Origin of the sequence: Vibrio sp. B1FLJ16 (genome assembly GCF_905175385.1) — a bacterium.
Classification (GTDB): Bacteria; Pseudomonadota; Gammaproteobacteria; order Enterobacterales; family Vibrionaceae; genus Vibrio.
Map to the genome: position 1 here is coordinate 784,015 of NZ_HG992749.1, position 23,308 is coordinate 807,322.

Here is a 23,308-nt window from a genome sequence, read left to right on the forward strand (position 1 = left end):
CACTCTTAAAAAAGAGTATTTAGGAATGGTGGCTACGACGGGATTCGAACCTGTGACCCCATCATTATGAGTGATGTGCTCTAACCAGCTGAGCTACGTAGCCAAAACCATATTTTTCGCTCTCAACACCATGTTGCCTTGTTGTCGGGAACGGCGCGCATTATGCGAAGTTGAGTAAGATCCGTCAATAGTTTTTTTAAATAAATCTCGGAAAAGACCCCGTTCGCTTCCTTTTTAAACAAAGAGGCGTGTTTATGATCTAAAACTGGAAATAAATTCACTAGCCGGGAAGTGGTTAACCTAAGGTCTTGTATTGAGAATATAAAAAAAGCCAGCGTTATCGCTGGCTTTTCATGTAAATGAAGTGTTTAAAATTCACTTACTTAACTATACATTGAAACGGAAGTGAATTACATCGCCGTCTTTTACAATGTATTCTTTACCTTCCAGGCGCCATTTACCTGCGTCTTTCGCACCACTTTCACCGTTGAACTCAATGAAATCGTCGTAACCGACAACTTCTGCACGGATAAAGCCTTTTTCAAAGTCAGTGTGGATCTTAGCCGCAGCTTTTGGTGCTGTTGCGCCAACAGGGATAGTCCATGCACGAACTTCTTTTACACCAGCAGTAAAGTAAGTTTGCAGGTTTAGTAGCTCGTAGCCCGCTCGAATTACACGGTTCAGGCCCGGTTCTTCGATGCCCAGATCTGCTAGGAATTCTTCACGCTCGTCATCTTCCAGTTCAGCCATTTCTGACTCGATCGCAGCACATACAGGAACAACCACGTTGTTTTCTTTTGCAGCAAACTCACGTACAGCATCCAAGTAAGCGTTGTCTTCAAAACCATCTTCGTTCACGTTTGCGATGTACATAGTAGGTTTCAGAGTCAGGAAGTTTAGGTAACCAATAGCCGCTAGCTCTTCTTTAGCGAGCTCAACAGTACGCGCTGAACCACCTTCTGTCAGTACTGGTAGAAGTTTCTCAAGTACAGTCAGTTCGAATTTCGCGTCTTTGTCGCCACCTTTTGCTTTCTTCGCGTTACGCTGGATAGCGCGTTCACACGAATCAAGGTCAGCCATTGCAAGCTCAAGGTTGATCACTTCAATATCTTCAATCGGAGATACTTTACCTGCTACGTGAACGATGTTGTCGTTTTCGAAACAACGAACAACGTGACCGATCGCGTCAGTTTCACGGATGTTTGCTAGGAACTTGTTACCCAGACCTTCACCACGTGATGCGCCCGCAACCAGACCAGCGATGTCTACGAATTCCATTGTAGTAGGCAGCACTTTCTGTGGGTTAACGATCTTTGCTAGAGCGTCTAGACGCAGATCTGGCACTGGAACTACACCAGTGTTTGGTTCAATGGTACAGAACGGGAAGTTTGCCGCTTCGATGCCTGCTTTAGTTAGTGCGTTAAACAGAGTTGATTTACCAACGTTAGGTAGACCAACGATGCCACATTTAAAACCCATGATAGTAACCTTATTCAGCTTTGAACGTGTGGAGGCGATTTTGTGCTTTTGACAGGCCATCCTTGATCAGAATGTCCAGACAACGCACCGATTCATCGGCGGCGGCGTCCAAAAGCTCTTGTTCTTTTGCCGGAGCTTTACCTAGTACAAAACCTGCCACTCTATCTTTGTGTCCCGGATGGCCAATGCCGATACGAAGACGATAAAAATCTTTGTTGTTGCTTAGTTTGCTAATTGTGTCACGCAGGCCATTGTGCCCACCGTGACCGCCACCTTTTTTAAACTTAGCGACACCTGGCGGTAAGTCTAGCTCGTCATGAGCAACCATGATTTCTTCTGGTTTAATTTGGTAAAACTTCGCTAAAGCAGCGATAGATTTGCCGGAAAGATTCATGAAAGTGGTTGGAATGAGCAAACGGAGATCCTGTCCGTTGACCATGATACGTCCGGTTAAACCATAGAACTTCGGTTCGTTCTTTAGGGTAACGTTATGAACGCGAGCTAATTCTTCTACAACCCAAGCCCCTGCGTTATGACGGGTTTTGGCATATTCTGGTCCTGGATTAGCAAGACCAACAAGAAGTTTTATTTGTTGACTCAAGGTTAGGATCTCTCTGGAATCTCAAAAAGCGCAGTATGATAGCACAGAAAATTGACAGTAGGGGAGCTCTGCTGAGATTGATCTTTTACGTTGATTTTGTCTCGGCGAGTAAACTATCTCGATATTTCCGTGCAAAAATAAAAACACCCCATATAGGGGTGTTTTAAAAATCAGTGTAACTGAAATGTTCGGATTAGTTGAACATTGCAGAGATTGACTCTTCGTTGCTGATGCGACGAATTGCTTCAGCAAGCATACGAGACAGGCTTAGCGTGGTTACTTTACCAGTCGCTTCCATCTCTTTAGGCATGGTGATTGAGTCAGTTACGATAACTTGGTCAAGAACTGAGTTACCGATGTTTTGTGCAGCATTACCTGAGAACACAGCATGAGTTGCGTAAGCGAATACACGCTTAGCACCGCGCTCTTTCAGCGCTTCAGCTGCTTTACACAGTGTGCCACCAGTGTCGATCATGTCATCAACGATAACACAGTCACGACCTTCAACATCACCGATCAGGTTCATCACTTCAGAAACGTTTGCACGTGGGCGACGCTTGTCAACGATAGCGATATCAACATCACCTAGCGCTTTCGCTGTTGCACGAGCACGTACAACACCACCAAGGTCAGGAGAAACCACAACTGGGTTTTCCAGGCCGCGAGCCTGCATGTCTTCAAGCAGTACAGGAGTACCGAAGATGTTGTCTACAGGAACATCGAAGAAGCCTTGGATTTGCTCTGCGTGCAGGTCAATAGTAAGAACGCGGTCAACACCAACGTTAGATAGGAAATCAGCAACAACTTTTGCAGTGATTGGCACACGTGCAGAACGTACACGACGATCCTGACGAGCGTAGCCAAAGTAAGGGATAACTGCAGTGATACGGCCTGCTGAAGCACGGCGCATTGCATCAATCATAACAACCAGTTCCATTAGGTTGTCGTTAGTCGGTGCACAAGTGGATTGAATGATGAAAACATCGCTACCACGAACATTCTCATTGATTTGAACTGCAACTTCGCCATCAGAAAAGCGAGAAACAGATGCATCACCAAGAGAGATGTAAAGACGATCAGCAATACGTTGGGCTAGTTCAGGTGTTGCGTTACCAGCAAATAGCTTCATATCAGGCACGGTGGAAACCTCGGGTTTGCGTCCAGTTTTAATTAGGTCGGTGTGAGGCTGATTGGTATTCAGCCAGAGTCTCTTTTAATGGCGATATATTGCGCCCTTGAGCGACAAATGCCGAGACTTCATCAGAGAGTTGTGCAAGGAGAGTTTCTGCTTCTGATTTGCTCGAAAATTCGGCAAAAACGCAAGATCCTGTCCCAGTCAATCTTGACGGCGCGTATTGTAGCAGCCATGAAAGTTGCTTATCAACCTCTGGGTAGAGCATTCGTACAATTTTTTCGCAATCGTTTACGCTTGGAGTGTTCAAAAGCGTTGCCAGATCTCGTTTCGGACTGTTTCTTGTCAGATTAGGATGACAAAATACGTCAACGGTCGCGATCGAGACATTAGGTCTAATCACCAAATACCATTTTTCTTCTGGATAAGCTGGAGATAGTTTTTCACCAACGCCTTCTGCAAAAGCAGCGAATCCTCGAACAAATACTGGTACATCGGCACCAAGCTTTAAGCCTATATCAGCGAGTTCATCGTCGCTGAGATTAAGTTGCCAAAGATAGTTGAGAGCAACCAATGCCGTGGCCGCATTTGATGAGCCACCTCCAATACCGCCTCCCATAGGCAATACCTTATTAAGCTCAATATGCGCACCCAAAGCACAATTTGCATATTTTTGCAGCGCGGTTGCGGCTTTCCAAATCAAATTATCATGCAGGGGAACGCCCTCTATTTCAGGTAATAGGGTGATGTCTCCTGAATTATTCGCTTGGATGGTGAGTTCGTCGCCATAATTAAGGAACTGGAAAAGCGTTTGTAGCTCGTGGTAACCGTTTTCAGTGCGGCCGTTAATATAAAGAAAGAGATTCAATTTCGCCGGTGAAGGCCAGCGGGTTGCTGTGTTGATCATTGAGTGATGTTCCATTTGGTGATCATTAGATTGATTTTCACGTCTGATGTGGTCAGCTTCAATCTATTAGGTAGCGGTAGATTCTGTGCGTGCCACTGAATGTCGCTGTATCGCTCGTAGTCAATGTTCCAGTCATTCGGACCAATTTGTTTGTTCAGGGTTTGCAGTGTATTTGCCTGAGACAACTGGAATGTATCTGCATCGGTCGGTAAACCAAGCAACCAGTCTGGCATGTGTTCAACCGGCATCATTAACCCTGTAAGCCGGTATATCAGTTGGTTAGCATGACGTGCGGAAATGACTTGGTCATCGTAAGTTTCTACCTTAGCACCTTGTGGTGTGATGGTGAGATTTAATGCTGTCTGACCGAGAATGGTGGTTAAGCGAAGTTGACTGAACGCGCTTGAATGTTTCCAGAAAAAGTTAAGATTTTGTCTTTGATCTGGGGCTATGTAACCTAGTTTGCCCGTAACCTGAAAATCTTGGATGGTTTCAAGTCTTTTCTCATGGGTTTGCCATTCAACGCTGGTGGTCGTTTCCGGAACCGAGCTACAGCCAGCGAGCAGTAGGCTCGACAAGATAAAAATAAAAAAGGAGCGTAAGGTCATGTTTGATGGCTTATTAATCAGTTTCATCTGTATTCGCTCACAACTATAGCATCGAAGAGACGGAGTTAGGAAAACAAATCCGGCTTACCCTTTCAATAAATGCGTGCTTACAGTAAAATTCTGAACCTATTTCATAATCGATCTCAGAGATACCACGTTAGATGTCCTTGCTTGCTATCGGAATCAATCACAATACTGCGTCTGTCGACTTGCGCGAAAAGGTGGCGTTCGGACCGGATAAACTCGGCTCCGCCCTCACGCAACTACGAGAGCATGAAGCGGTTAACGGTAGTGTAATTGTTTCAACCTGTAACCGTACTGAATTGTACTGTGATGTGAAGCAAGGCGCGCGGAATAAGTTGATTGATTGGCTTGTTCAGTTCCATCAGGTGAGCCGCGAAGAGCTGATGCCAAGCTTGTATGTGCACGAAGAGCAATCCGCTATCAAACATCTGATGCGTGTATCCTGTGGCCTCGATTCACTGGTGTTAGGGGAGCCGCAGATCCTAGGGCAGGTGAAGCAATCCTTCTCGGACTCTCGAGAGCATCAGGCGGTAGACGCCTCGATTGATAAACTGTTCCAAAAGACCTTTTCTGTTGCGAAGCGAGTTCGTACCGAAACAGATATCGGTGGTAATGCGGTGTCTGTGGCATACGCCGCGTGTACACTGGCCAAACATATTTTTGAATCTCTGTCTGATTCGACCGTGCTGTTAGTCGGCGCAGGTGAAACCATCGAGCTGGTTGCCAAGCATTTGGCGTCGAACGGTTGCTCAAAGATGATAGTCGCTAATCGGACGAAAGAGCGGGCACAAGGTCTCGCGGATGAGTTCGGTGCTGAGGTGATCAGCCTAAACGAAATTCCGGATCATCTCGCCAGAGCGGATATAGTTATTAGCTCGACAGCAAGCCCGTTGCCTATTATTGGTAAGGGTATGGTTGAAACCGCACTGAAGAAACGTCGCCATCAACCTATCTTGTTGGTCGATATCGCGGTACCGAGAGACGTAGAGTCTCAGGTAGGGGAGCTTAATGACGCGTACTTGTACACCGTTGATGATTTGCAGTCGATTATTGATAGCAACATAGAGCAGCGTAAAGTCGAAGCGATTCAGGCAGAAGCGATTGTCAGTGAGGAAAGTGCTGCGTTTATGACGTGGTTACGTTCACTTCAGGCAGTAGACAGTATTCGCGATTATCGCGAGTCAGCAAACAACATACGTGAAGAGTTATTGAGTAAAAGCCTGCAATCACTGGCGGCTGGCACCGACCCAGAGAAAGTGCTGCGCGAGCTCAGTAATAAACTCACCAACAAACTGATTCACGCCCCGACACGCGCATTGCAAAGTGCCGCAGAGCAGGGCGAACCAGCAAAATTAACGGTTATCCGACAAACTTTAGGTCTGGATGATCTGTAACTCACGCTTTTTTTATTAAGAAAACGACACTATGAAAGCCTCTATTCTGACTAAGCTAGAAACGCTAGTAGAACGTTACGAAGAAGTTCAACATCTTCTTGGTGATCCTGACGTAATTGGAGATCAGGACAAATTCCGTGCTCTGTCTAAAGAGTACTCTCAGCTAGAAGAAGTCACTAAGTGCTTCCAGGCTTATCAGCAGGCGCAAGACGATCTGATTGCCGCTGAAGAGATGGCAAACGAAGACGACGAAGAAATGCGTGAAATGGCGCAGGAAGAAATTAAAGAAGCAAAAGCAACCATTGAGCGTCTTGCTGATGAGCTGCAAATTCTTCTTCTTCCTAAAGATCCAAATGACGATCGTAACTGCTTCCTGGAAATCCGCGCGGGTGCGGGTGGCGATGAAGCGGGTATCTTCGCCGGTGACCTGTTCCGTATGTACAGCAAGTACGCGGAGAAGAAAGGCTGGCGTATTGAAGTGATGTCTTCAAACGAAGCTGAACACGGCGGTTACAAAGAGATGATCGCAAAAGTAAGTGGCGATGGCGCTTACGGCATTCTGAAGTTTGAATCCGGCGGTCACCGTGTACAACGTGTACCAGCAACGGAATCTCAGGGTCGTGTGCATACATCTGCTTGTACCGTGGCTGTTATGGCAGAAATCCCAGAAGCTGAGATCCCAGAAATCAAAGCAGCAGACCTTAAAATCGATACGTTCCGTGCATCAGGCGCGGGTGGTCAGCACGTTAACACCACGGATTCAGCAATCCGTATTACTCACTTGCCAACCGGTACTGTAGTAGAGTGTCAGGACGAGCGTTCACAGCATAAAAACAAAGCCAAAGCGATGGCGGTTCTTGCGGCTCGTATTATTCAAGCAGAAGAAGCGAAGCGTGCGGCTGAAGTGTCAGACACGCGCCGTAACCTGCTGGGTTCTGGTGACCGTAGTGACCGTATTCGTACTTACAACTACCCGCAAGGTCGTGTTTCCGATCACCGTATCAACCTAACGGTTTACCGTTTGAATGAGGTGATGGAAGGCGACCTGCAAAGCTTGATCGATCCTGTTGTTCAGGAGCACCAGGCAGACCAGCTGGCGGCGCTAGCTGAGAATGCTTAATCGATGAGCCAGGTTCAGACTATTGAGCAGGCACTGAAAAGTGCCACGGCAAAACTGACAGAAGGCGGCAAAGAGTCGCCTTCTCTTGATGCGGCAGTCCTTCTTTGCTATGTCCTTGGGAAGCCGAGAACATATCTCCTCACCTGGCCAGAAAAAGCTCTGGAACAAGAGCAGCAGGAGCACTTTGATGCCTTGCTTGAAAGACGGCTGACTGGAGAGCCAGTCGCTTACATAGTTGGAGAGCGAGAGTTCTGGTCTTTGCCGCTGAAAGTCTCACCTTTTACTCTGATTCCAAGGCCCGATACCGAGCGCTTGGTTGAAGTTGCCCTGGACAAAACCTGCGGGCAAACAGGCCCTATCTTAGATCTAGGTACCGGAACCGGCGCAATTGCTTTAGCTTTGGCATCTGAAATGCCAACACGGCAAGTGATGGGTATTGACCTCAAGCAAGAGGCAAAAGAGCTGGCAGAGGTCAATGCGGCTCAGTTAAACATCAAAAATGTGATGTTTAAGCAAGGTAGTTGGTTTGAACCTGTTGAACCGGGTACAAAGTTTGCACTAATTGTTTCCAATCCGCCGTATATCGATGAAAAAGATCCGCACTTAGTGCAAGGTGATGTCCGTTTCGAGCCTAAATCTGCCCTTGTGGCTGATGAAAATGGGCTGGCAGACATCCGTCATATTTCCGATCTTGCCCGTCAGTATCTCGAAGAGGGTGGGTGGCTTGCATTTGAGCATGGTTACGATCAGGGGCAAGCTGTGAGAGACATTCTGAACAGCTTTGGCTACCAGCAAGTCGTCACTGAAAAAGATTATGGTGGTAATGATCGAGTAACGCTCGGTTGTTTTACCTCAGTCCAATAATGAGTCAGCAGTAATTTTACAAAAGAGAAGAAAAATGTACGTAGCTCTAAAACACATTCACCTCGTAACAATTGCGCTAAGCGCGACATTGTTGTCGATTCGTTTCGCCTTGATGATGATGAACTCACCAAAACGCAACAATCGCTTCCTGAAAGTATTCCCGCATATTGTTGATACTGCATTATTGCTATCTGGTATCGCTCTTATCTTTGTTACGGGCTTCATTCCGTTTACTGACTCAGCACCTTGGTTGACCAATAAAATTACCTGTGTGTTAGCGTACATTGCTTTGGGCTTCTTTGCTTTGAAGCTGGCTAAAAATAAATTACTGCAAATCTTCGGCTTCTTTGGTGCTCTTGGCTGGCTGGTTATGGCCGCTAATATTGCAGTGTCTAAGAGTCCTACTTTATTCGGGTAAACGTCATGCTTGAGTTTTTTGACGAAGATTTTGACAGCATGACGCTGGTGGAAGGTGCTCTAGAGCTGAACAAGTCTGTTGACCCAGAGACAAATGTTCATTGGGCGAAACAAGAGCTGGAACGTCTGTACCAGGAAGCGGAAGCCGCGTTAGTTCATGAAACCGACGAAGAGCAGCGCTTTGATTCATTTTTGCGTTTGTTCTTTCATGAATGGGGCTTTAAGGGCGATGACCAGGAGTACTTCAATTCTGATAACAGCTTTATTGACAAAGTGTTAGAGCGCAGAAAAGGCATTCCGGTCAGCCTGGGCTCCGTATTGCTTCATCTGGGTAACAAGCTTGGTTTTCCGTTAAAAGGCATCACATTCCCAACCCAGTTTTTGCTAAAACTCGATTGGATGCACAAGAAGCCGGACTACATTAACCCGTTTAATGGTGAGTATGTCGGCGAGCGAATTCTTCAGGCTTGGTTGATCGGTCAGGAAGGTCCATTGGCGCAGCTCAAACCGGAACATTTCGAAGAGGCTGATAACCCGACTATCATTGGTCGCTGGCTCGCGCTTATCAAAAGTGCCTTGCTGCGTGAAGAGCGTTATACCTTAGCACTTCGCTGTACAAACCTGGCGCTTACCTTTGTACCGGATGACCCATATGAGATTCGTGATCGCGGATTTATCTTCCAGCAACTAGAGTGTCATCAGGTTGCCGCGACGGATTTCCAGTACTTTATTGACCAATGTCCTGATGATCCGGCGTCTGAGCTACTAAAATCACAAGTAAACGTGATGAATGAAAAATACGTCACGCTTCACTAATATCGATAGGCTTATCAAGCCTTATCGTAGATAGAAAAAGAGAATCCAAATGGAACAGAAAATCGTTAATATCGGCGACATTCAGGTTGCTAACGACAAGCCATTCACGCTATTTGCAGGTATGAACGTTCTTGAGTCTCGTGATCTTGCAATGCAGATCTGTGAGCACTATGTAAAAGTTACTGACAAACTGGGCATCCCATACGTATTTAAGGCGTCGTTCGACAAAGCAAACCGCAGTTCTGTTCATTCATACCGAGGCCCGGGCCTTGAAGAAGGTATGAAGATCTTCCAGGAACTAAAAGATACGTTTGGCGTGAAAATCATTACCGATGTTCACACAGAAGCTCAGGCGCAGCCAGTGGCAGACGTAGTGGACGTCATTCAGCTTCCTGCTTTCCTTGCCCGTCAGACAGACCTTGTTGAAGCGATGGCAAAAACTGGTGCGGTTATCAACGTGAAGAAACCTCAGTTCATGAGCCCAGGTCAGGTTGGTAACATCGTTGAGAAATTTGCTGAGTGCGGCAACGACAAAATCATTCTGTGCGAGCGCGGCTCATGTCATGGTTACGACAACCTGGTTGTTGATATGCTTGGCTTCGGCGTTATGAAGAACGCATCAAAAGGCAGCCCGATCATTTTCGACGTTACTCACTCGCTACAGATGCGTGACCCGTCAGGTGCAGCTTCTGGTGGCCGTCGTGAGCAGACTGTTGAACTGGCTAAAGCAGGTCTTGCTACTGGTATTGCAGGTCTGTTCATCGAAGCTCACCCTAACCCAGATCAAGCACGTTGTGATGGCCCATCGGCACTGCCTCTGGACAAGCTAGAGCCGTTCCTGGCGCAAATGAAATCGCTTGATGATCTTGTCAAGAGCTTCGCCGATATCGACATTAAATAATCGATACGCATTTGAAATAACAAATAGCCAACCCAGTGTTGGCTATTTTTTTACCTAAAAAATCGTATCTCTCAATTCGGTATTGATGAGTTTGAGATCAGAAGACAATCGACCATAATAAGAAATCAATGGCTTAGAGGCTCCTGATTAGCTTTCCCGCTCTGGTAAAGCACATGTTAAAGCAGTGAACTATATAAAAAAGGTAAAACAATGAAGCAGCGTCTGATGGTAAAAACTGCGTTGAGCGCGGTTATTCTGGCTACTCTTGCCGGGTGTGCGACTCAACCAGCACGTGAATGGAATGAAGATACCACTTACCGGTTAACGGTACTACACACCAACGATCACCATGGCCGTTTCTGGCAAAACAAATATGCAGAATATGGTATGGCTGCACGTAAAACGCTGATCGATGAGTTGCGTGCAGAAGTGGAAGCGCAAGGGGGAAGTGTACTATTACTTTCTGGTGGTGATATTAACACCGGGGTGCCTGAGTCAGATTTATTGGACGCTGAGCCAGACTTTAAAGGCATGAGCAAAATTGGCTACGATGCGATGGCGCTAGGCAATCACGAGTTTGATAATCCGCTGGAAGTGCTGTTTAAGCAGCAGGAGTGGGCGACGTTCCCGATGCTGTCTGCCAACATTTACTCTAAAGAAACTGGTGAGCGCATGTTCCAGCCATATGCGATGTTCAATAAGCAAGGCATTAAGATTGCGGTTATCGGCCTGACCACAGAAGATACAGCCAAGTTGGGTAATCCGGAGTATATCGGTCAGGTGGATTTCCGTGATCCGAAAGAGGAAGCGAAAAAGCTGATTGCTGAACTAAAAGAAACGGAAAAACCGGACCTGATTTTTGCTGTCACACACATGGGCCACTATGAAGATGGTAACCGTGGTGCCAATGCTCCCGGTGATGTTGCGTTAGCACGTTACCTGAATGAAGGCGACTTGGACATGATTGTCGGTGGACACTCGCAAGAGCCGATATGTATGGAAGGTCCGAACGTTATCAAGCAAAACTTCAAGCCGGGTGATGAATGTAAACCTGATCAGCAAAACGGCACTTACATCGTGCAGGCTTATGAGTGGGGCAAATATGTTGGACGTGCCGACTATGAGTTTTTTAACGGCGAGCTTTCGATGGTGAGCTATGACCTGATACCTGTGAACCTGAAGAAGAAAGTTGAAGTCAACGGAAAATCTCAGCGTGTACATGTTCAAAGAGAAATCGCGCAGGACGAGGCGATGCTTGAGTTTCTGCGTCCGTATCAAGAAAAAGGTCAGGGAAAGCTGAACGTAAAAATTGCTGAGTCAAACGGAAAGCTGGAGGGTGACCGTAATGTGGTGCGTTTTCAGCAAACCAATCTTGGCCGTTTGATCGCGACGGCACATATGGATCGTGCTAAAGCAGATTTCGCCGTAATGAATTCCGGTGGTGTCCGTGACTCATTTGAAGCCGGTGACATTACTTACAAAGATGTACTGACGGTTCAGCCATTCGGCAATATGGTGTCGTATGTTGATATGACGGGGCAGGAAGTACTGGACTATCTGAACGTCGTTGCAACCAAGCTTGTAGATTCTGGTGCCTATGCACAGTTCGCCGGTATAGCGATGACAGTCGCAGACGGAAAAGTGGCAAATGTTCTTATTGGCGGTAAGGCACTTATGCTAGACGATAATTACCGTTTTACCGTACCGAGCTATAACGCAGCAGGCGGTGACGGTTATCCGAAAGTGACCACGCACTCGGGGTATGTCAACACAGGCTTTACGGATGCAGAGGTGCTGAAAGAGTATCTGGAAACGCACAGCCCAATTGATGTGAACGAGTACGCGCCGTCTGGTGAGATGATATATAAATAACCTCTGCTTGGGATAATTTAAGCCAGTCAGCGCAGCTTTTTTAGCGCGTAACTGCGTTAAAATCACCGCAATAGACTCGCTATTGACTTGTGATTTTGCCTTGTTATGCATCTAAAATTGCTACGCTGACTCACTGGTTTGATTTACCTTATCAGACTTAAAATTATTTCGACTTTCTTATCCCGAGCTGAGGTTAAATAAAAATCGATTGACTCAAAGTCGCTGATATCATTAACTAAAACCGCGGCTTCACTAACGAAAGCTGCGGTTTTTATTTGATTAAGGAGAATCTTGATGACTCCGGCCATTAATCTTGCGAAAAAGAAAAAAGTGCCACACACCATTCATCAGTATGATCACGATCCTCGAGCAGATAGTTATGGTCTGGAAGCTGCTGAGGTGTTGGGACAAGATCCAAAAAAAGTATTTAAAACGTTGCTGTTTTGCCTTAATGGTGAGCCGAAAAACCTCGCGGTAGCCATCATTCCAGTGGATCAGAAACTGAACCTAAAGCTTGCAGCCAAAGCTGCCAAGGGCAAAAAAGCGGATATGGCAGATCCTGAAATTGCTCAGAAAACAACGGGCTATGTAGTTGGTGGTATCAGTCCGCTTGGCCAAAAGAAAGCACTGCCGACATTCCTGCACGAAAGTGCAAAAGAGCAGGAGACTATTTGTGTCAGTGCAGGCAAGCGAGGGCTGGAGATAGAACTCGCTCCTCAGGATTTGCTGACCTTAACCCGCGGTCAACTTGTACCGTTATGTCTGTAAATGTGCAGCTCTAAGTAATCAGCAGTAAGTAAAGAAAAAGGACGCATTGGCGTCCTTTTTGAATTCTAAACAGAAAATTATTTTTTCAGGCTCAGTGTGTTGCCTGTGCGTTTCACTGGCTTAGACGGTGCTGCCGCGTTTGGATTGTCGTAACGCACTTTTGGTTTGTTTGGTCTACGATCGGAATCCTGAGTTCTAGGCTTATAGCTTTCTTTGTCTGAGCGAGGTTTGTCATTATCCTGACGACGTTTTTGCTGACCTTTTTTCGAGTTAGGTGCATGGCGGAACTCATCCGCATTATTACCACGGAATGTGCGCGGGTTTTGGTTACGACGTGCTGTTGAGCTCTGATTTTCTTCACGGCTGTCAAATAATTTCGCGTCCGTAGCTTTACGGATATTACGCCCTTTGGAGTCCATCTTAGACGCTTCCTCGGTGCCGACGGAACCATCACACATTGCCATGATTTCTGCCACTTCGTCGTCGGTCAGGTAACGCCATTTTCCGTTTGGAATGCCATCCAGCGAGATGTTCATAATACGAACTCGGCGCAGCTTGAATACTTCGTAACCCAGCGCTTCACACATACGACGGATCTGGCGGTTCAGGCCTTGCGTCAGCACAATACGGAACGAGAATTTGGTTTCTTTCGTTACTTTACACGGCAGGGTTACGGTATCGAGAATTTTCACACCGCTCGACATCTGTTTTAGGAACTCGCCTGTGATTGGTTTATCAACACGTACCACGTACTCTTTTTCGTGGTTATTACCTGCGCGGAGGATTTTATTGACGATGTCGCCGTCGTTGGTCAAAAAGATAAGACCATCAGAAGGTTTATCCAGACGGCCGATTGGGAAAATACGTTTCTTGTGACCAATAAAGTCGACAATATTTCCCGGTATGTCACGCTCTGTTGTACAGGTAATACCGGTCGGCTTATTTAACGCGATGTAGACGGGTTTCTCTTTTGCAGCGACAGGTTTGCCATCGACACAGACATCATCACCTGGTAAAACTTTCGTGCCCATTTCTGGTTGTTTACCATTAATAGTGACACGACCCTGTTCAATCAGTCGGTCTGCTTCCCGGCGCGAGCAAAAGCCCGTTTCGCTGATGAATTTGTTTAATCGCTTGGTATTATCTTGTGACATGTTGTACTCCTAACGTTTCACAACGGCGGTGAATAGAATCTCTCCGCTAATGTTAGCGAAGGGAGAATAAGGTCGGGCATTCTAGCATCGTGCTAAAACTTAACCTAACCGTTTTTGGTGGCGTTCCCGGTTTTCTGATTTCTTGTCAGCGCTCTTTCTCAGCATCACATAGACAGCGCCACTGCCACCATGAAATCGTTGAGCGGTATGTACACACTGTACTTCTTTAATCTGTTGTAGCCAGCTGCTGACAAAGCTCTTCATTAATGCCGGTGGATTAGAACGTTCACCACGGCCATGAACGATCACCACGGTACGAATGTCCATCGATATACACTGCTTGAGAAACTTAACGACTTCATCGCGCGCTTCTTTGAGCGTTTTTCTGTGTAAGTCTAGACGTGCCTGAATCGGATACTTACCCAGGCGAAGTTTACGGTATACACCATCTTGAACGCCATCACGTTTAAACTCGACAAAATCATCTGGCTTGAGCATTTCTGCGTGATCGAGAGAAAGGTATTCCGGATCGTCCTCAGTTAACCATATTGCAGCTTCCCGCTTGGCGAGTTGTGCATCTGTTACCTGATGAATTTTCTTAAGTTCTGCAGTGTCTTGAGTAATAGGCTTTACATCACCCATCATTTGTTGGAACAGATCAAAATCGTCATCGTGAGACATAGCGGCGATCTCATAAAGAACAGGATAAGAATACAGAGATTATATCAACGACAGGTGGGGAAAGATCAATAAAAAACCGGAGCAGGCAAGTAACCAACTCCGGTGCAAAGCGTTTATAGGGCTAAGCGAGATCTAGTGAGGAGATTTATCGTTCATGATCTTGTACATGAAGAAACCGCCGTAAAACAACATCAGACCGATTGCTCCGAAAATTACTATCATCGATGATAGACCTACTGCATTACCAAATAGGAGATCAAGCCAAAAGTCCATATGTTTCCTCCAAGATTTTCCCGATACGCACAAGTTAAATGGTGGTGTTTTCTTGCACACTGATCTGGATCAATTATGTTGCTGAGGTTAATGAACTGTATTTTATTGTGAGTCGTTAGTCACATTTTGCGTGCTTGTGTTCAGTAATCCATCAAACGAATTAATACATTAAGTTTTTTTATAAAAACCACTTGCGTCTGTGATCAGAATCCGTAATATACCTACTCGTTGACGGGGACAATTCCTCAGTTAAACATCTCGGTGAATAGCGCAGCTTGGTAGCGCATCTGGTTTGGGACCAGAGGGTCGGGGGTTCGAATCCCTCTTCACCGACCACATTAGGAAAGCCTGCTCATGTAGCAGGCTTTCGTCGTTTTGGAGCTTAATTAATCTTATATGGATGGGTTAGCGCCAAAGTGGGGTTCGCCTGAAGTTAGAATATGGCTCTTCACCGACCACTTTCAAAGAAGCCGCAGCAGAAATGCTGCGGCTTTTTGCATTCTATGCATATGCATTGGAACATAGGGTCGTGGGCTGGAATGCCAGTCCAATCGAATCCCTCTTCACTGACCACACTAGGAAAGTCTGCTCTTGTAGCAGGCTTTCGTCGTTTTGGAGCTTGAATAATCTTATATGGATGGGTTAGCACCAAAATGGGGTTCGCCTGAAGTTAGAATATGGCTCTTCACCGACCACTTTCAAAGAAGCCGTAGCAGGGATGCTACGGCTTTTTGCGTTTTGGCTTACTGAGAATGGCATTTCGCTTTACGCGTATTACCCAGTGGCGTGATGTTAAACCCAAGCTCTGCCAGCAGGTCAATTAAGTTGTCTTTACCGACCAAATGCAGGCTTCCGACCACGATAGTATAACTGCCTTGCTTTTGAGGGAGTATGCTGCCGCTGTCGAGTTTTTTCGCCCAGTCTCGGTTGCGTCTGTACAAGAAAGCTTCATTAAATTCTTCTGTGGCTTCGTCTGTCAAAGATGCTTGTTCCAGCATACTGCCATCACCACTTTGCCAGCTTTCTATTAAGCATTCGACCAGTTCTTCGCCTGCGTCATATTCATTGATAGATGAGAGCAGCATTTCTTTACCATCATCAGGCTGGCCGGTAATCAAATCAATTTGGAATTGCACTGATTCAAGGGAAATGACAGGGACGTTGTTTTTGTCTGCCAGCTTAATTAAATGCATATCTACACCTTCAGCAGAAACATAGCCCAGCTTGTTAACGAGAGCGAGTTGAATGGTAAGCGCAGCTTTCCATGGTGGAGCATTTAACAGCATAGCTTCCGGTATGCCTGTCGATTTTGCTATCTCTATAAGATGCTCGCGGTCCGTATTATTAAGTACATCTTTCGTTCTGGTCGAGACTGGTGGATAAGTCAGACCGTCTGTATTTCTGACATCGGCTTCAATGATTAAACCTGTACTTTGTTTTAAGTGCTCAGTTATTGCTTCAGGCAATGGATACATGCTTTTATCACCCACATGCACCGAGCCGATAATCATATATTCGGTAGCCCCTTTTTTGACTAACCAATACTGTGGCTCTGCGTAAGATGCAAAGGAAGTGAAGATAACTATAAAAGATGACATCAATGTCATTATTCGAAACATATTTCTATACCAGAACTGAATCTTTGACTTGCGCGTTAGATCCAGCCTTTAAAGTCACATCAATACCTTAATGTATACCCAAACTGCGTGACGATTCCACATTGAACACAGGGCGACTACATTTTGGTCCTCTTTTATTTCCTCGCTAAAATCGTTATTTCGGATAAATTTGACGAGTTTTAACGCTGACTAAATGTGATTAATTTCACAGAATGACAAACGGTAAGATTTTCGGCCAAGCCTCAAAAGTAGCCGCTTGTGATCTTGGTTCTGCAAGTAAGGCCTATTTAATTATCGTTAGTGATTCTGATCGCAACAATTTCGTCAAAAATAGTTACTCAAATTTGACGTTAAATTTAAGTTATTGAAATGAATGTTTTTATTTTCTATTCCTTGTCCGGTTTTTGAGCTGGATCACTTTCTACTTCCGATTTATTTTACGGCGAGAAATAACTAGTTGTATGTTTAATACCACTGTTTAGAGCGTCCTCTTTAGGCGCTCTCTATTTTTATGATGTCGTTTTTATCTACCGTATTTGGGGGAAAGTAAGATGTTAAAACATAGTCTGATTGCTGTTTCCGTTATCGCTACATTGGCTGGTTGCTCAGCACTGAGCAGTTCCGAGCAACAGGTTGTAAACTCATTAGCTGATAACCTGGATATTCACTATCAAGTATTGACCAATCATGGTGCTAACGAAGGGTTAGCGTGTCAGGATTTAGGAGCTGAGTGGGCTTCTTGTAATAAGGTCAATATGACCTTAGTGAATCAGGGTGACGCGGTGGATTCTAAAGATTGGGCGATTTACTTTCACAGTATTCGTCTGATTCTTGATGTTGATAACGAGCAATTTCAAATTTCACGCGTAACTGGTGACCTGCACAAACTAGAGCCAACGGACAAGTTTGATGGCTTTGCGGCAGGTGAAACCGTTGTACTTCCTCTTATCGGAGAATACTGGCAGCTGTTAGAAACTGACTTTATGCCGGGAGCATTTGTTACTGCGCCAAATGCAGATCCTAAAGCAATTGATTTTTTGAGCACGGAAGATGTAGCTTCTTTTGTTGCTGGCCTTGAGGGTAATAACCTGAAACGGACTCCGGACGACAACAATATTTTTGCCAGCGCAGTATCACGTTTTGAAAAGAACAGTGACCTGGTAAAACAAAACGTCTCTACTACGTTGCTACCAACACCAATGTCTGTGATTCCTGGCAACGGTTCTGTAGATATTGCACGGGGTATTGGATTACCAGAAGAGGCATTTGAGGTAGCTCAATTTGCTGCAATTAAAGATCGCGCAGATGTGGTAGGTGTGAATGTTCGTGGTGATTTTCCTGTAAGCATAGCTGTTGTTCCTGCGGACTTCACCGGTGAATTAGCGAAATCTGGTGCTTATCAAATGAGCATCAACGGCGACGGTATTGCGATTAAAGCGTTTGACCAAACTGGTGCTTTTTACGCAGTCCAGTCTATCTTTGGCCTGATAGACAGTCAAAATGCTAATTCTCTACCACAACTGTCTATTAAAGATGCACCGCGTTTTGATTATCGTGGGGTAATGGTGGATGTAGCGCGTAACTTCCATTCTAAAAATGCCATTCTGGCGACGTTAGATCAGATGGCGGCGTACAAGATGAATAAGTTGCATCTGCATCTCACTGATGATGAGGGCTGGCGCTTAGAGATCCCGGGGCTGCCTGAGCTTACGGATGTCGGTTCTAATCGCTGTTATGACCCTCAAGAAAAAAGCTGTCTGCTACCGCAACTGGGCTCGGGACCTACAAGTGACAACTTTGGCTCTGGTTTCTTCAGCAAAGCGGATTACGTAGAAATTCTAAAATACGCCAATGCTCGTAATATCGAAGTCATTCCAGAGATTGATATGCCGGCACATGCTCGCGCTGCGGTTATCTCTATGGAAGCACGCTTTGAGCGTCTGATAGCAGAAGGTAAGGAGGCAGAAGCTAACGAATACCGCCTGATGGATCCGCAAGATACCTCTAATGTCACTACGGTTCAGTTTTACAACAAACAAAGTTTCATTAACCCATGTATGGAATCTTCGGTTCGCTTTGTTGATAAAGTGATTTCTGAAGTCGCTGCGATGCACCAGGAAGCCGGTGCGCCGCTGAACACCTGGCACTTTGGTGGTGATGAAGCCAAGAATATCAAGCTGGGGGCAGGATTTCAGGATGTGAATGCAGCAGACAAAGTCAGCTGGAAGGGGACGATTAACCTGTCTGAGCAAGACAAACCATTTGCGCAGTCACCTCAGTGTCAGGCTTTGATTGCTGATGGTAGCGTGAGCGATTTCGCTCATCTGCCTAGTCACTTCGCAGAGCAAGTGTCTAAGATGGTCGCGAGCAAAGGTATTCCGGGCTTCCAGGCATGGCAGGATGGTCTGAAGTACAGTGAGGGAGCAAGTGCGTTCGCTACTGAAAACAAACGCGTAAACTTCTGGGACGTTCTGTACTGGGGTGGCACTTCATCAGTGTATGAGTGGTCGAAGAAAGGCTACGACGTAATTGTCTCAAACCCGGACTACGTGTACATGGACATGCCATATGAAGCGGATCCGAAAGAGCGTGGTTACTACTGGGCAACCCGTGCTACGGATACTCGTAAGATGTTTGGTTTCGCACCAGAGAACATGCCGCAAAACGCTGAGACTTCGTTAGACCGTGACGGCAATGGGTTTACGGGTAAAGGTGAGATTGAAGCAAAACCTTTCTACGGATTGTCCGCTCAGCTTTGGTCAGAAACAGTTCGTAATGATGAACAATATGAGTACATGGTATTTCCTCGCGTACTTGCAGCGGCGGAGCGTGCATGGCACCGTGCTGACTGGGAAAACGAGTACAAAGTGGGTGTTGAGTATTCTCAAAATACCAACTTGGTTGATAAAGCTTCCTTAAACCGTGACTACAACCGTTTCGCAAACATCCTAGGTCAGCGAGAACTGGCGAAACTGGAAAAATCGGGCATTGATTACCGTTTACCAGTACCAGGTGCAAAAGTTGTAAATGGTGTACTTGCGATGAATGTTCAGTTCCCGGGCGTTGCGCTGCAATATTCACTTGATGGTGAAACATGGCAAATGTACTCAGACAGTTCACGTCCGGCTGTCTCTGGAGAGGTTTTCATTCGCTCTGTGTCGACGACGGGTGAGCGTACTAGCCGCATAACAAGCATCAGATAACTCGTTCTTCAGAGGAATAAGCACTAAGAACAAGCCCGGTGATATGTTCGCCGGGCTTTGTTTTTTATTTATCGTTGCCTTCGTGGTGACTAAATGCCGAAACTTGGCCTTGTTCATTAAAGGCGTATACGGTGTAGCTGTCTTTTTTATCGCCGTACTCCATTCCCGGAGAGCCCATCGGCATTCCCGGTACTGTCAGCCCTTTCGCGTTCTTTGGCGGGTTTTCCAGAAACGCTTTGATATCAGCAGCTGGCACGTGTCCTTCGAACAGATAACCATTTATTTCTGCTGTATGGCAAGAGTAAAGCTGTTGGTTATTAATGCCGAGTTCGCGTTTAATGGCGTTCATATCATCATGCAGTTTTTCTTCGACCGTAAAGCCGTTCTCTTCCATGTGTTTTGTCCATTCACCACAGCAACCACAGTAAGGCGATTTATGGTTAAGGACATCGGCTGCCAAAACATTGGCTGAGACGGTCGCAAGCATTGCAAAGGTCAGAAGTTTCAATTTCATAATATCCTCATAAAGAAGTCGTCATTTTACTGAAAACAGTCGTAGTCGGTTTGCATTACTAACGACAGTAATTGAAGACAGTGCCATCGCTGCTCCGGCAACAACGGGACTGAGCAAAAAGCCAAATGCCGGGTAGAGTACGCCAGCGGCGACAGGAATACCCAGCGAGTTATAAACAAAGGCTCCAAACAAGTTTTGTTTCATGTTTTTAAGCGTAGCGCGTGAAAGCTCAATCGCATGCACTACCGCCATTGGTGATTTGTTGAGTATGGTCATTTGCGCGCTTTCTATAGCGACATCGCTGCCGCTGCCCATTGCAATGCCAAGGTTAGCGAGCGCGAGGGCCGGCGCGTCATTGATGCCATCCCCGACCATGGCAACGGTATGCCCTTTAGACTGAAGCTGTTCAATGTGCTGTGCTTTTTCATCTGGAAGGACTTGGGCAATGACTTCATCAATGCCGAGTTCGTTACCGATGGCGTCCGCTACGTGCTGATTATCACCGGTTAGCATCACGGTTTTTATGCCCTGTGTTTTTAACGTTGCCAGGGCTTGCTTAGCGTCAGATTTTATTGGGTCCGCAATAGCGATGAGACCGATCAGTACATTATCCAAAGCCATGGCGACAGGCGTCCACGCGTTTTCGGCGCATTCTTCTATCTCTTTTCTGAGAGTATTTGTGTCGATGTGTTCTGTCTGCATAAACTGCAATGACCCGATAAGCAGTGGCTTGTCTTGATAAGTGGCTAAAATCCCGCGGCCGCGAACGTTTTCGAACTTATCTAAGGTCACTTCTTTCGCTTCTTGTTGTTTCGCGAAATCACATACCGCCTTGGCCAGAGGGTGCTCTGACTGGCGCTCAGCGGCATAGGCTAGGGCAAGTAACTCTTCCTGGCTGGTGGTATGAGTAAACACCTGCTGCACACTCGGCTTACCTTGGGTTAATGTGCCGGTTTTATCGAATACGACAGTATCGACTTTGCTCGCCAACTGCAGTGCATCTGCATCTTTAATTAATATTCCTAACTCCGCGGCTTTACCGACGCCAACCGTCACGGAGAGGGGGGTTGCCAGGCCAAGGGCACAGGGACAGGCGATGATCAGTACGGTCGTTGTCACCACTAACATATAGCTGGCTTTTGGCTCTGGACCCACGGCAAACCAAACCAACGCAGCAAGCACGGCAATCCCGACTACAACAGGTACAAACACCGCGGAGATTTGGTCGGCTAACTTCGCGATGGCCGGCTTACTGCTTTGAGCAGTTCTTACCATACGAATGATGCGCGCAAGCATGGTATTGGCACCAATGCCAGTTGCTTTAATGATTAAGCTACCGTCGGTATTAAGCGTACCTGCAGAAACTTCTGCTGCTTGCCCTTTTAATACCGGCACAGGCTCACCTGTCAGCATGGATTCATCAATATAGGACTCGCCTTCGAGTACCTCTCCGTCTACCGGAACCTTCTCTCCGGGTTTAATTCTTAGTTTCATGCCCAGCGTAATTTGCTCAACGCTGATTGGTTGATCACCTTTCTCTGTTATGGCTGTTGCCTGCTGTGGCTGCAAGTTAATCAGTGCCTGTAAGGAGCGGGTAGTGTTGGCTTTGGCTTTGGCCTCTATATAGTGGCCGAGCGAAATCAAACCAATGATCATTGCACTGGCTTCAAAGTAAACATGGCGCGATGCCTGTGGAAACCAACTCGGGAAAATCACCACAAGCATAGAGTAAAACCACGCGGCGCCAGTGCCTAACGCAACCAGAGTATCCATGGTGGCACGTTTATGGGATGCGGCCAGCCAGGCATTGCTGAAGAAGTGACGACCTGCGGTGGCCAGAAGCAGTAAACATACTAAGCCGATCACGCCCCAAATCAGCTGGTCACTGGCACTACGAATCATCATGTTCCCGCCGGCAATGCCCCACAGCATTAAAGGCGCACCGACCACTAAACCGGCAATCGCATCCAACTTAAAACGTTTTTGCTGTGCTAACTGTTTCTGTACTTGCTTTTGTTGCTGTGTCTCGGCGTCTTGCAATATTTCCGCTTGGTATCCGGCTTGCCTGACCGATTCGATAATTGCCTGGTGCAGGGTTTCAGAATCCTGATTTGCGAAGACTAATGCACTTTGTTCAGCAAGGTTTACCTGTGCCTTTTCCACTCCTTCCACATTAGTCAGTGCTTTTTCGACTGAAGAAACGCAGCTAGCGCAGGTCATCCCCTGAATTAGCATTTGTAGTTGAGTGCTGCCGACTGGTGGAATGTTTTCCTGTTGATTCTCGGGTGCTTCGCTTTTTGCTGGTTGGGTGTCATCTTCAGGCGCGGCACTTTTAGCTTCTGTGCTTTCGGTGTCTGTAACGGCTTCTTTACTTGCGGTGTAGCCTAAGCCAGCAACAAGGTCTATGACTTGCTGCTCAGAAAGAAGAGTTCGAATATTTAATTGCGTCGTAGAAGCTTCAAACGAAATGATGTCGGGATTTGAGTCTAATAATGAAGAAAGCTTTTTAACACAGCCGCCACAGTTCAGGCCAGACAGGTTAAAGTCATGTGCGTAACCTGCCTGATAACCCAGGGATTGAATCGATTCGGCGATCTCTTTTAACGATGCGTCGGTTTTTACTTCAACGGAAGTCGGAGACAAGTTGATGATCTCAACACTATGATTTGCATGTAAAGTCTTCTCAACTTTTCTTGCACATCCCATGCAGTTAAGCCCCGACATCGGCACTACAAACTGATTCATAACTCGTCCTCATTAATATCAATATAATGAGCTTAAACCTTCCTGCAAGGGTAAGGTCAAGGTTTGTCGTTAATCAGGCTATGTGCGCAGAACCCTGCATTTTGAGGTTATTTAGGTCTACCCGCACTGAATGATTGTAGTATTGCCTTACGATGGTAAAATGTCGCCACTTTTATCCCAGACATTACAACGAGAGATTACTCTTGTTGAACATTA

At 46.3% G+C, this 23,308-nt stretch carries 20 protein-coding genes and 2 tRNA genes; 10 read left to right on the forward strand and 12 right to left on the reverse strand.

Translation table 11 applies throughout. The features are described from left to right. Positions 1–26: 26 nt before the first annotated feature. The 6 genes from KHN79_RS03630 to lolB form a co-directional block, all read right to left on the reverse strand. Positions 27–103: transfer RNA gene (locus KHN79_RS03630), tRNA-Met, on the reverse strand. Between the two features lie 284 nt (positions 104–387). Further along, complete coding sequence (gene ychF / locus KHN79_RS03635; protein WP_014231060.1) at positions 388–1,479, reverse strand: redox-regulated ATPase YchF; 1,092 nt, start codon at positions 1,477–1,479, stop codon at positions 388–390. Positions 1,480–1,489: 10 nt separating this feature from the next. Further along, a complete protein-coding gene (pth, locus tag KHN79_RS03640) occupies positions 1,490–2,080 on the reverse strand; it encodes an aminoacyl-tRNA hydrolase (protein WP_182011526.1) in 591 nt (196 codons plus the stop codon). Positions 2,081–2,273: 193 nt separating this feature from the next. Continuing rightward, positions 2,274–3,218: a ribose-phosphate pyrophosphokinase gene (locus KHN79_RS03645; RefSeq protein WP_182011527.1), complete on the reverse strand. Its 945-nt coding sequence runs from the start codon at positions 3,216–3,218 to the stop codon at positions 2,274–2,276. 28 nt (positions 3,219–3,246) lie between these two features. Next, a complete protein-coding gene (gene ispE, locus KHN79_RS03650; RefSeq protein ID WP_182011528.1) occupies positions 3,247–4,134 on the reverse strand; it encodes a 4-(cytidine 5'-diphospho)-2-C-methyl-D-erythritol kinase in 888 nt (295 codons plus the stop codon). Beyond that, a complete protein-coding gene (gene lolB / locus KHN79_RS03655) occupies positions 4,116–4,754 on the reverse strand; it encodes a lipoprotein insertase outer membrane protein LolB (RefSeq protein ID WP_182011529.1) in 639 nt (212 codons plus the stop codon). Before lolB ends, ispE begins: the two co-directional genes overlap by 19 nt. Before the next feature lie 134 nt (positions 4,755–4,888). On the opposite strand from lolB, the gene hemA reads away from it, so the two are divergent. The 8 genes from hemA to ybaK all read left to right on the forward strand — a co-directional run bounded on the left by hemA (position 4,889) and on the right by ybaK (position 12,903). After that, positions 4,889–6,145 carry a glutamyl-tRNA reductase gene (gene hemA / locus KHN79_RS03660; protein ID WP_182011530.1) on the forward strand — a complete coding sequence of 419 codons (1,257 nt, stop codon included), beginning with the start codon at positions 4,889–4,891 and terminating at the stop codon, positions 6,143–6,145. Between the two features lie 31 nt (positions 6,146–6,176). Beyond that, a complete protein-coding gene (gene prfA / locus KHN79_RS03665; RefSeq protein WP_182011531.1) occupies positions 6,177–7,265 on the forward strand; it encodes a peptide chain release factor 1 in 1,089 nt (362 codons plus the stop codon). A gap of 3 nt (positions 7,266–7,268) precedes the next feature. Then, complete coding sequence (gene prmC, locus KHN79_RS03670) at positions 7,269–8,129, forward strand: peptide chain release factor N(5)-glutamine methyltransferase (RefSeq protein ID WP_182011532.1); 861 nt, start codon at positions 7,269–7,271, stop codon at positions 8,127–8,129. A gap of 34 nt (positions 8,130–8,163) precedes the next feature. After that, positions 8,164–8,547 (forward strand): SirB2 family protein, encoded by a 384-nt coding sequence (locus tag KHN79_RS03675; RefSeq protein WP_182011533.1) that lies wholly within the window; start codon positions 8,164–8,166, stop codon positions 8,545–8,547. 5 nt (positions 8,548–8,552) lie between these two features. Continuing rightward, positions 8,553–9,362 carry a SirB1 family protein gene (locus KHN79_RS03680; protein ID WP_182011534.1) on the forward strand — a complete coding sequence of 270 codons (810 nt, stop codon included), beginning with the start codon at positions 8,553–8,555 and terminating at the stop codon, positions 9,360–9,362. Between the two features lie 49 nt (positions 9,363–9,411). Further along, on the forward strand, positions 9,412–10,263 hold the full coding sequence (gene kdsA, locus KHN79_RS03685; protein ID WP_182011535.1) for a 3-deoxy-8-phosphooctulonate synthase: 852 nt from the start codon (positions 9,412–9,414) through the stop codon (positions 10,261–10,263). Positions 10,264–10,473: 210 nt separating this feature from the next. Then, entirely contained in the window at positions 10,474–12,135 is a 1,662-nt protein-coding gene (ushA, locus tag KHN79_RS03690; protein ID WP_182011536.1) for a bifunctional UDP-sugar hydrolase/5'-nucleotidase UshA, read from the forward strand. A gap of 294 nt (positions 12,136–12,429) precedes the next feature. Beyond that, a complete protein-coding gene (ybaK, locus tag KHN79_RS03695) occupies positions 12,430–12,903 on the forward strand; it encodes a Cys-tRNA(Pro) deacylase (RefSeq protein ID WP_182011537.1) in 474 nt (157 codons plus the stop codon). 77 nt (positions 12,904–12,980) lie between these two features. On the opposite strand, the gene rluF is transcribed toward ybaK, so the two are convergent. The 3 genes from rluF to KHN79_RS03710 all read right to left on the reverse strand — a co-directional run bounded on the left by rluF (position 12,981) and on the right by KHN79_RS03710 (position 15,011). Then, the gene (rluF, locus tag KHN79_RS03700) at positions 12,981–14,057 is read right to left on the reverse strand and encodes a 23S rRNA pseudouridine(2604) synthase RluF (RefSeq protein ID WP_182011538.1); all 1,077 of its coding nucleotides are present in this window, start codon (positions 14,055–14,057) and stop codon (positions 12,981–12,983) included. A 99-nt stretch (positions 14,058–14,156) separates the two neighbouring features. Then, positions 14,157–14,738, reverse strand: coding sequence for a DNA endonuclease SmrA (smrA, locus tag KHN79_RS03705; protein WP_182011539.1), 582 nt, complete (start codon positions 14,736–14,738; stop codon positions 14,157–14,159). Between the two features lie 132 nt (positions 14,739–14,870). Beyond that, complete coding sequence (locus tag KHN79_RS03710; protein ID WP_014231074.1) at positions 14,871–15,011, reverse strand: DUF3149 domain-containing protein; 141 nt, start codon at positions 15,009–15,011, stop codon at positions 14,871–14,873. A gap of 259 nt (positions 15,012–15,270) precedes the next feature. On the opposite strand from KHN79_RS03710, the gene KHN79_RS03715 reads away from it, so the two are divergent. After that, positions 15,271–15,347, forward strand: a tRNA-Pro gene (locus KHN79_RS03715). Between the two features lie 407 nt (positions 15,348–15,754). Here KHN79_RS03715 and KHN79_RS03720 read toward each other — a convergent pair. Next, positions 15,755–16,630, reverse strand: coding sequence for a TraB/GumN family protein (locus KHN79_RS03720; RefSeq protein ID WP_182011540.1), 876 nt, complete (start codon positions 16,628–16,630; stop codon positions 15,755–15,757). A gap of 551 nt (positions 16,631–17,181) precedes the next feature. Between KHN79_RS03720 and KHN79_RS03725 the strand changes: the two genes are divergently transcribed. After that, positions 17,182–19,833, forward strand: coding sequence for a beta-N-acetylhexosaminidase (locus KHN79_RS03725; RefSeq protein WP_182011541.1), 2,652 nt, complete (start codon positions 17,182–17,184; stop codon positions 19,831–19,833). Between the two features lie 64 nt (positions 19,834–19,897). Here KHN79_RS03725 and KHN79_RS03730 read toward each other — a convergent pair whose 3' ends face one another. Both KHN79_RS03730 and KHN79_RS03735 read right to left on the reverse strand, forming a co-directional pair. Continuing rightward, a complete protein-coding gene (locus KHN79_RS03730; protein WP_182011542.1) occupies positions 19,898–20,347 on the reverse strand; it encodes a DUF411 domain-containing protein in 450 nt (149 codons plus the stop codon). A 21-nt stretch (positions 20,348–20,368) separates the two neighbouring features. Beyond that, positions 20,369–23,092 (reverse strand): heavy metal translocating P-type ATPase, encoded by a 2,724-nt coding sequence (locus tag KHN79_RS03735; RefSeq protein WP_182011543.1) that lies wholly within the window; start codon positions 23,090–23,092, stop codon positions 20,369–20,371. Positions 23,093–23,308: the final 216 nt, after the last annotated feature.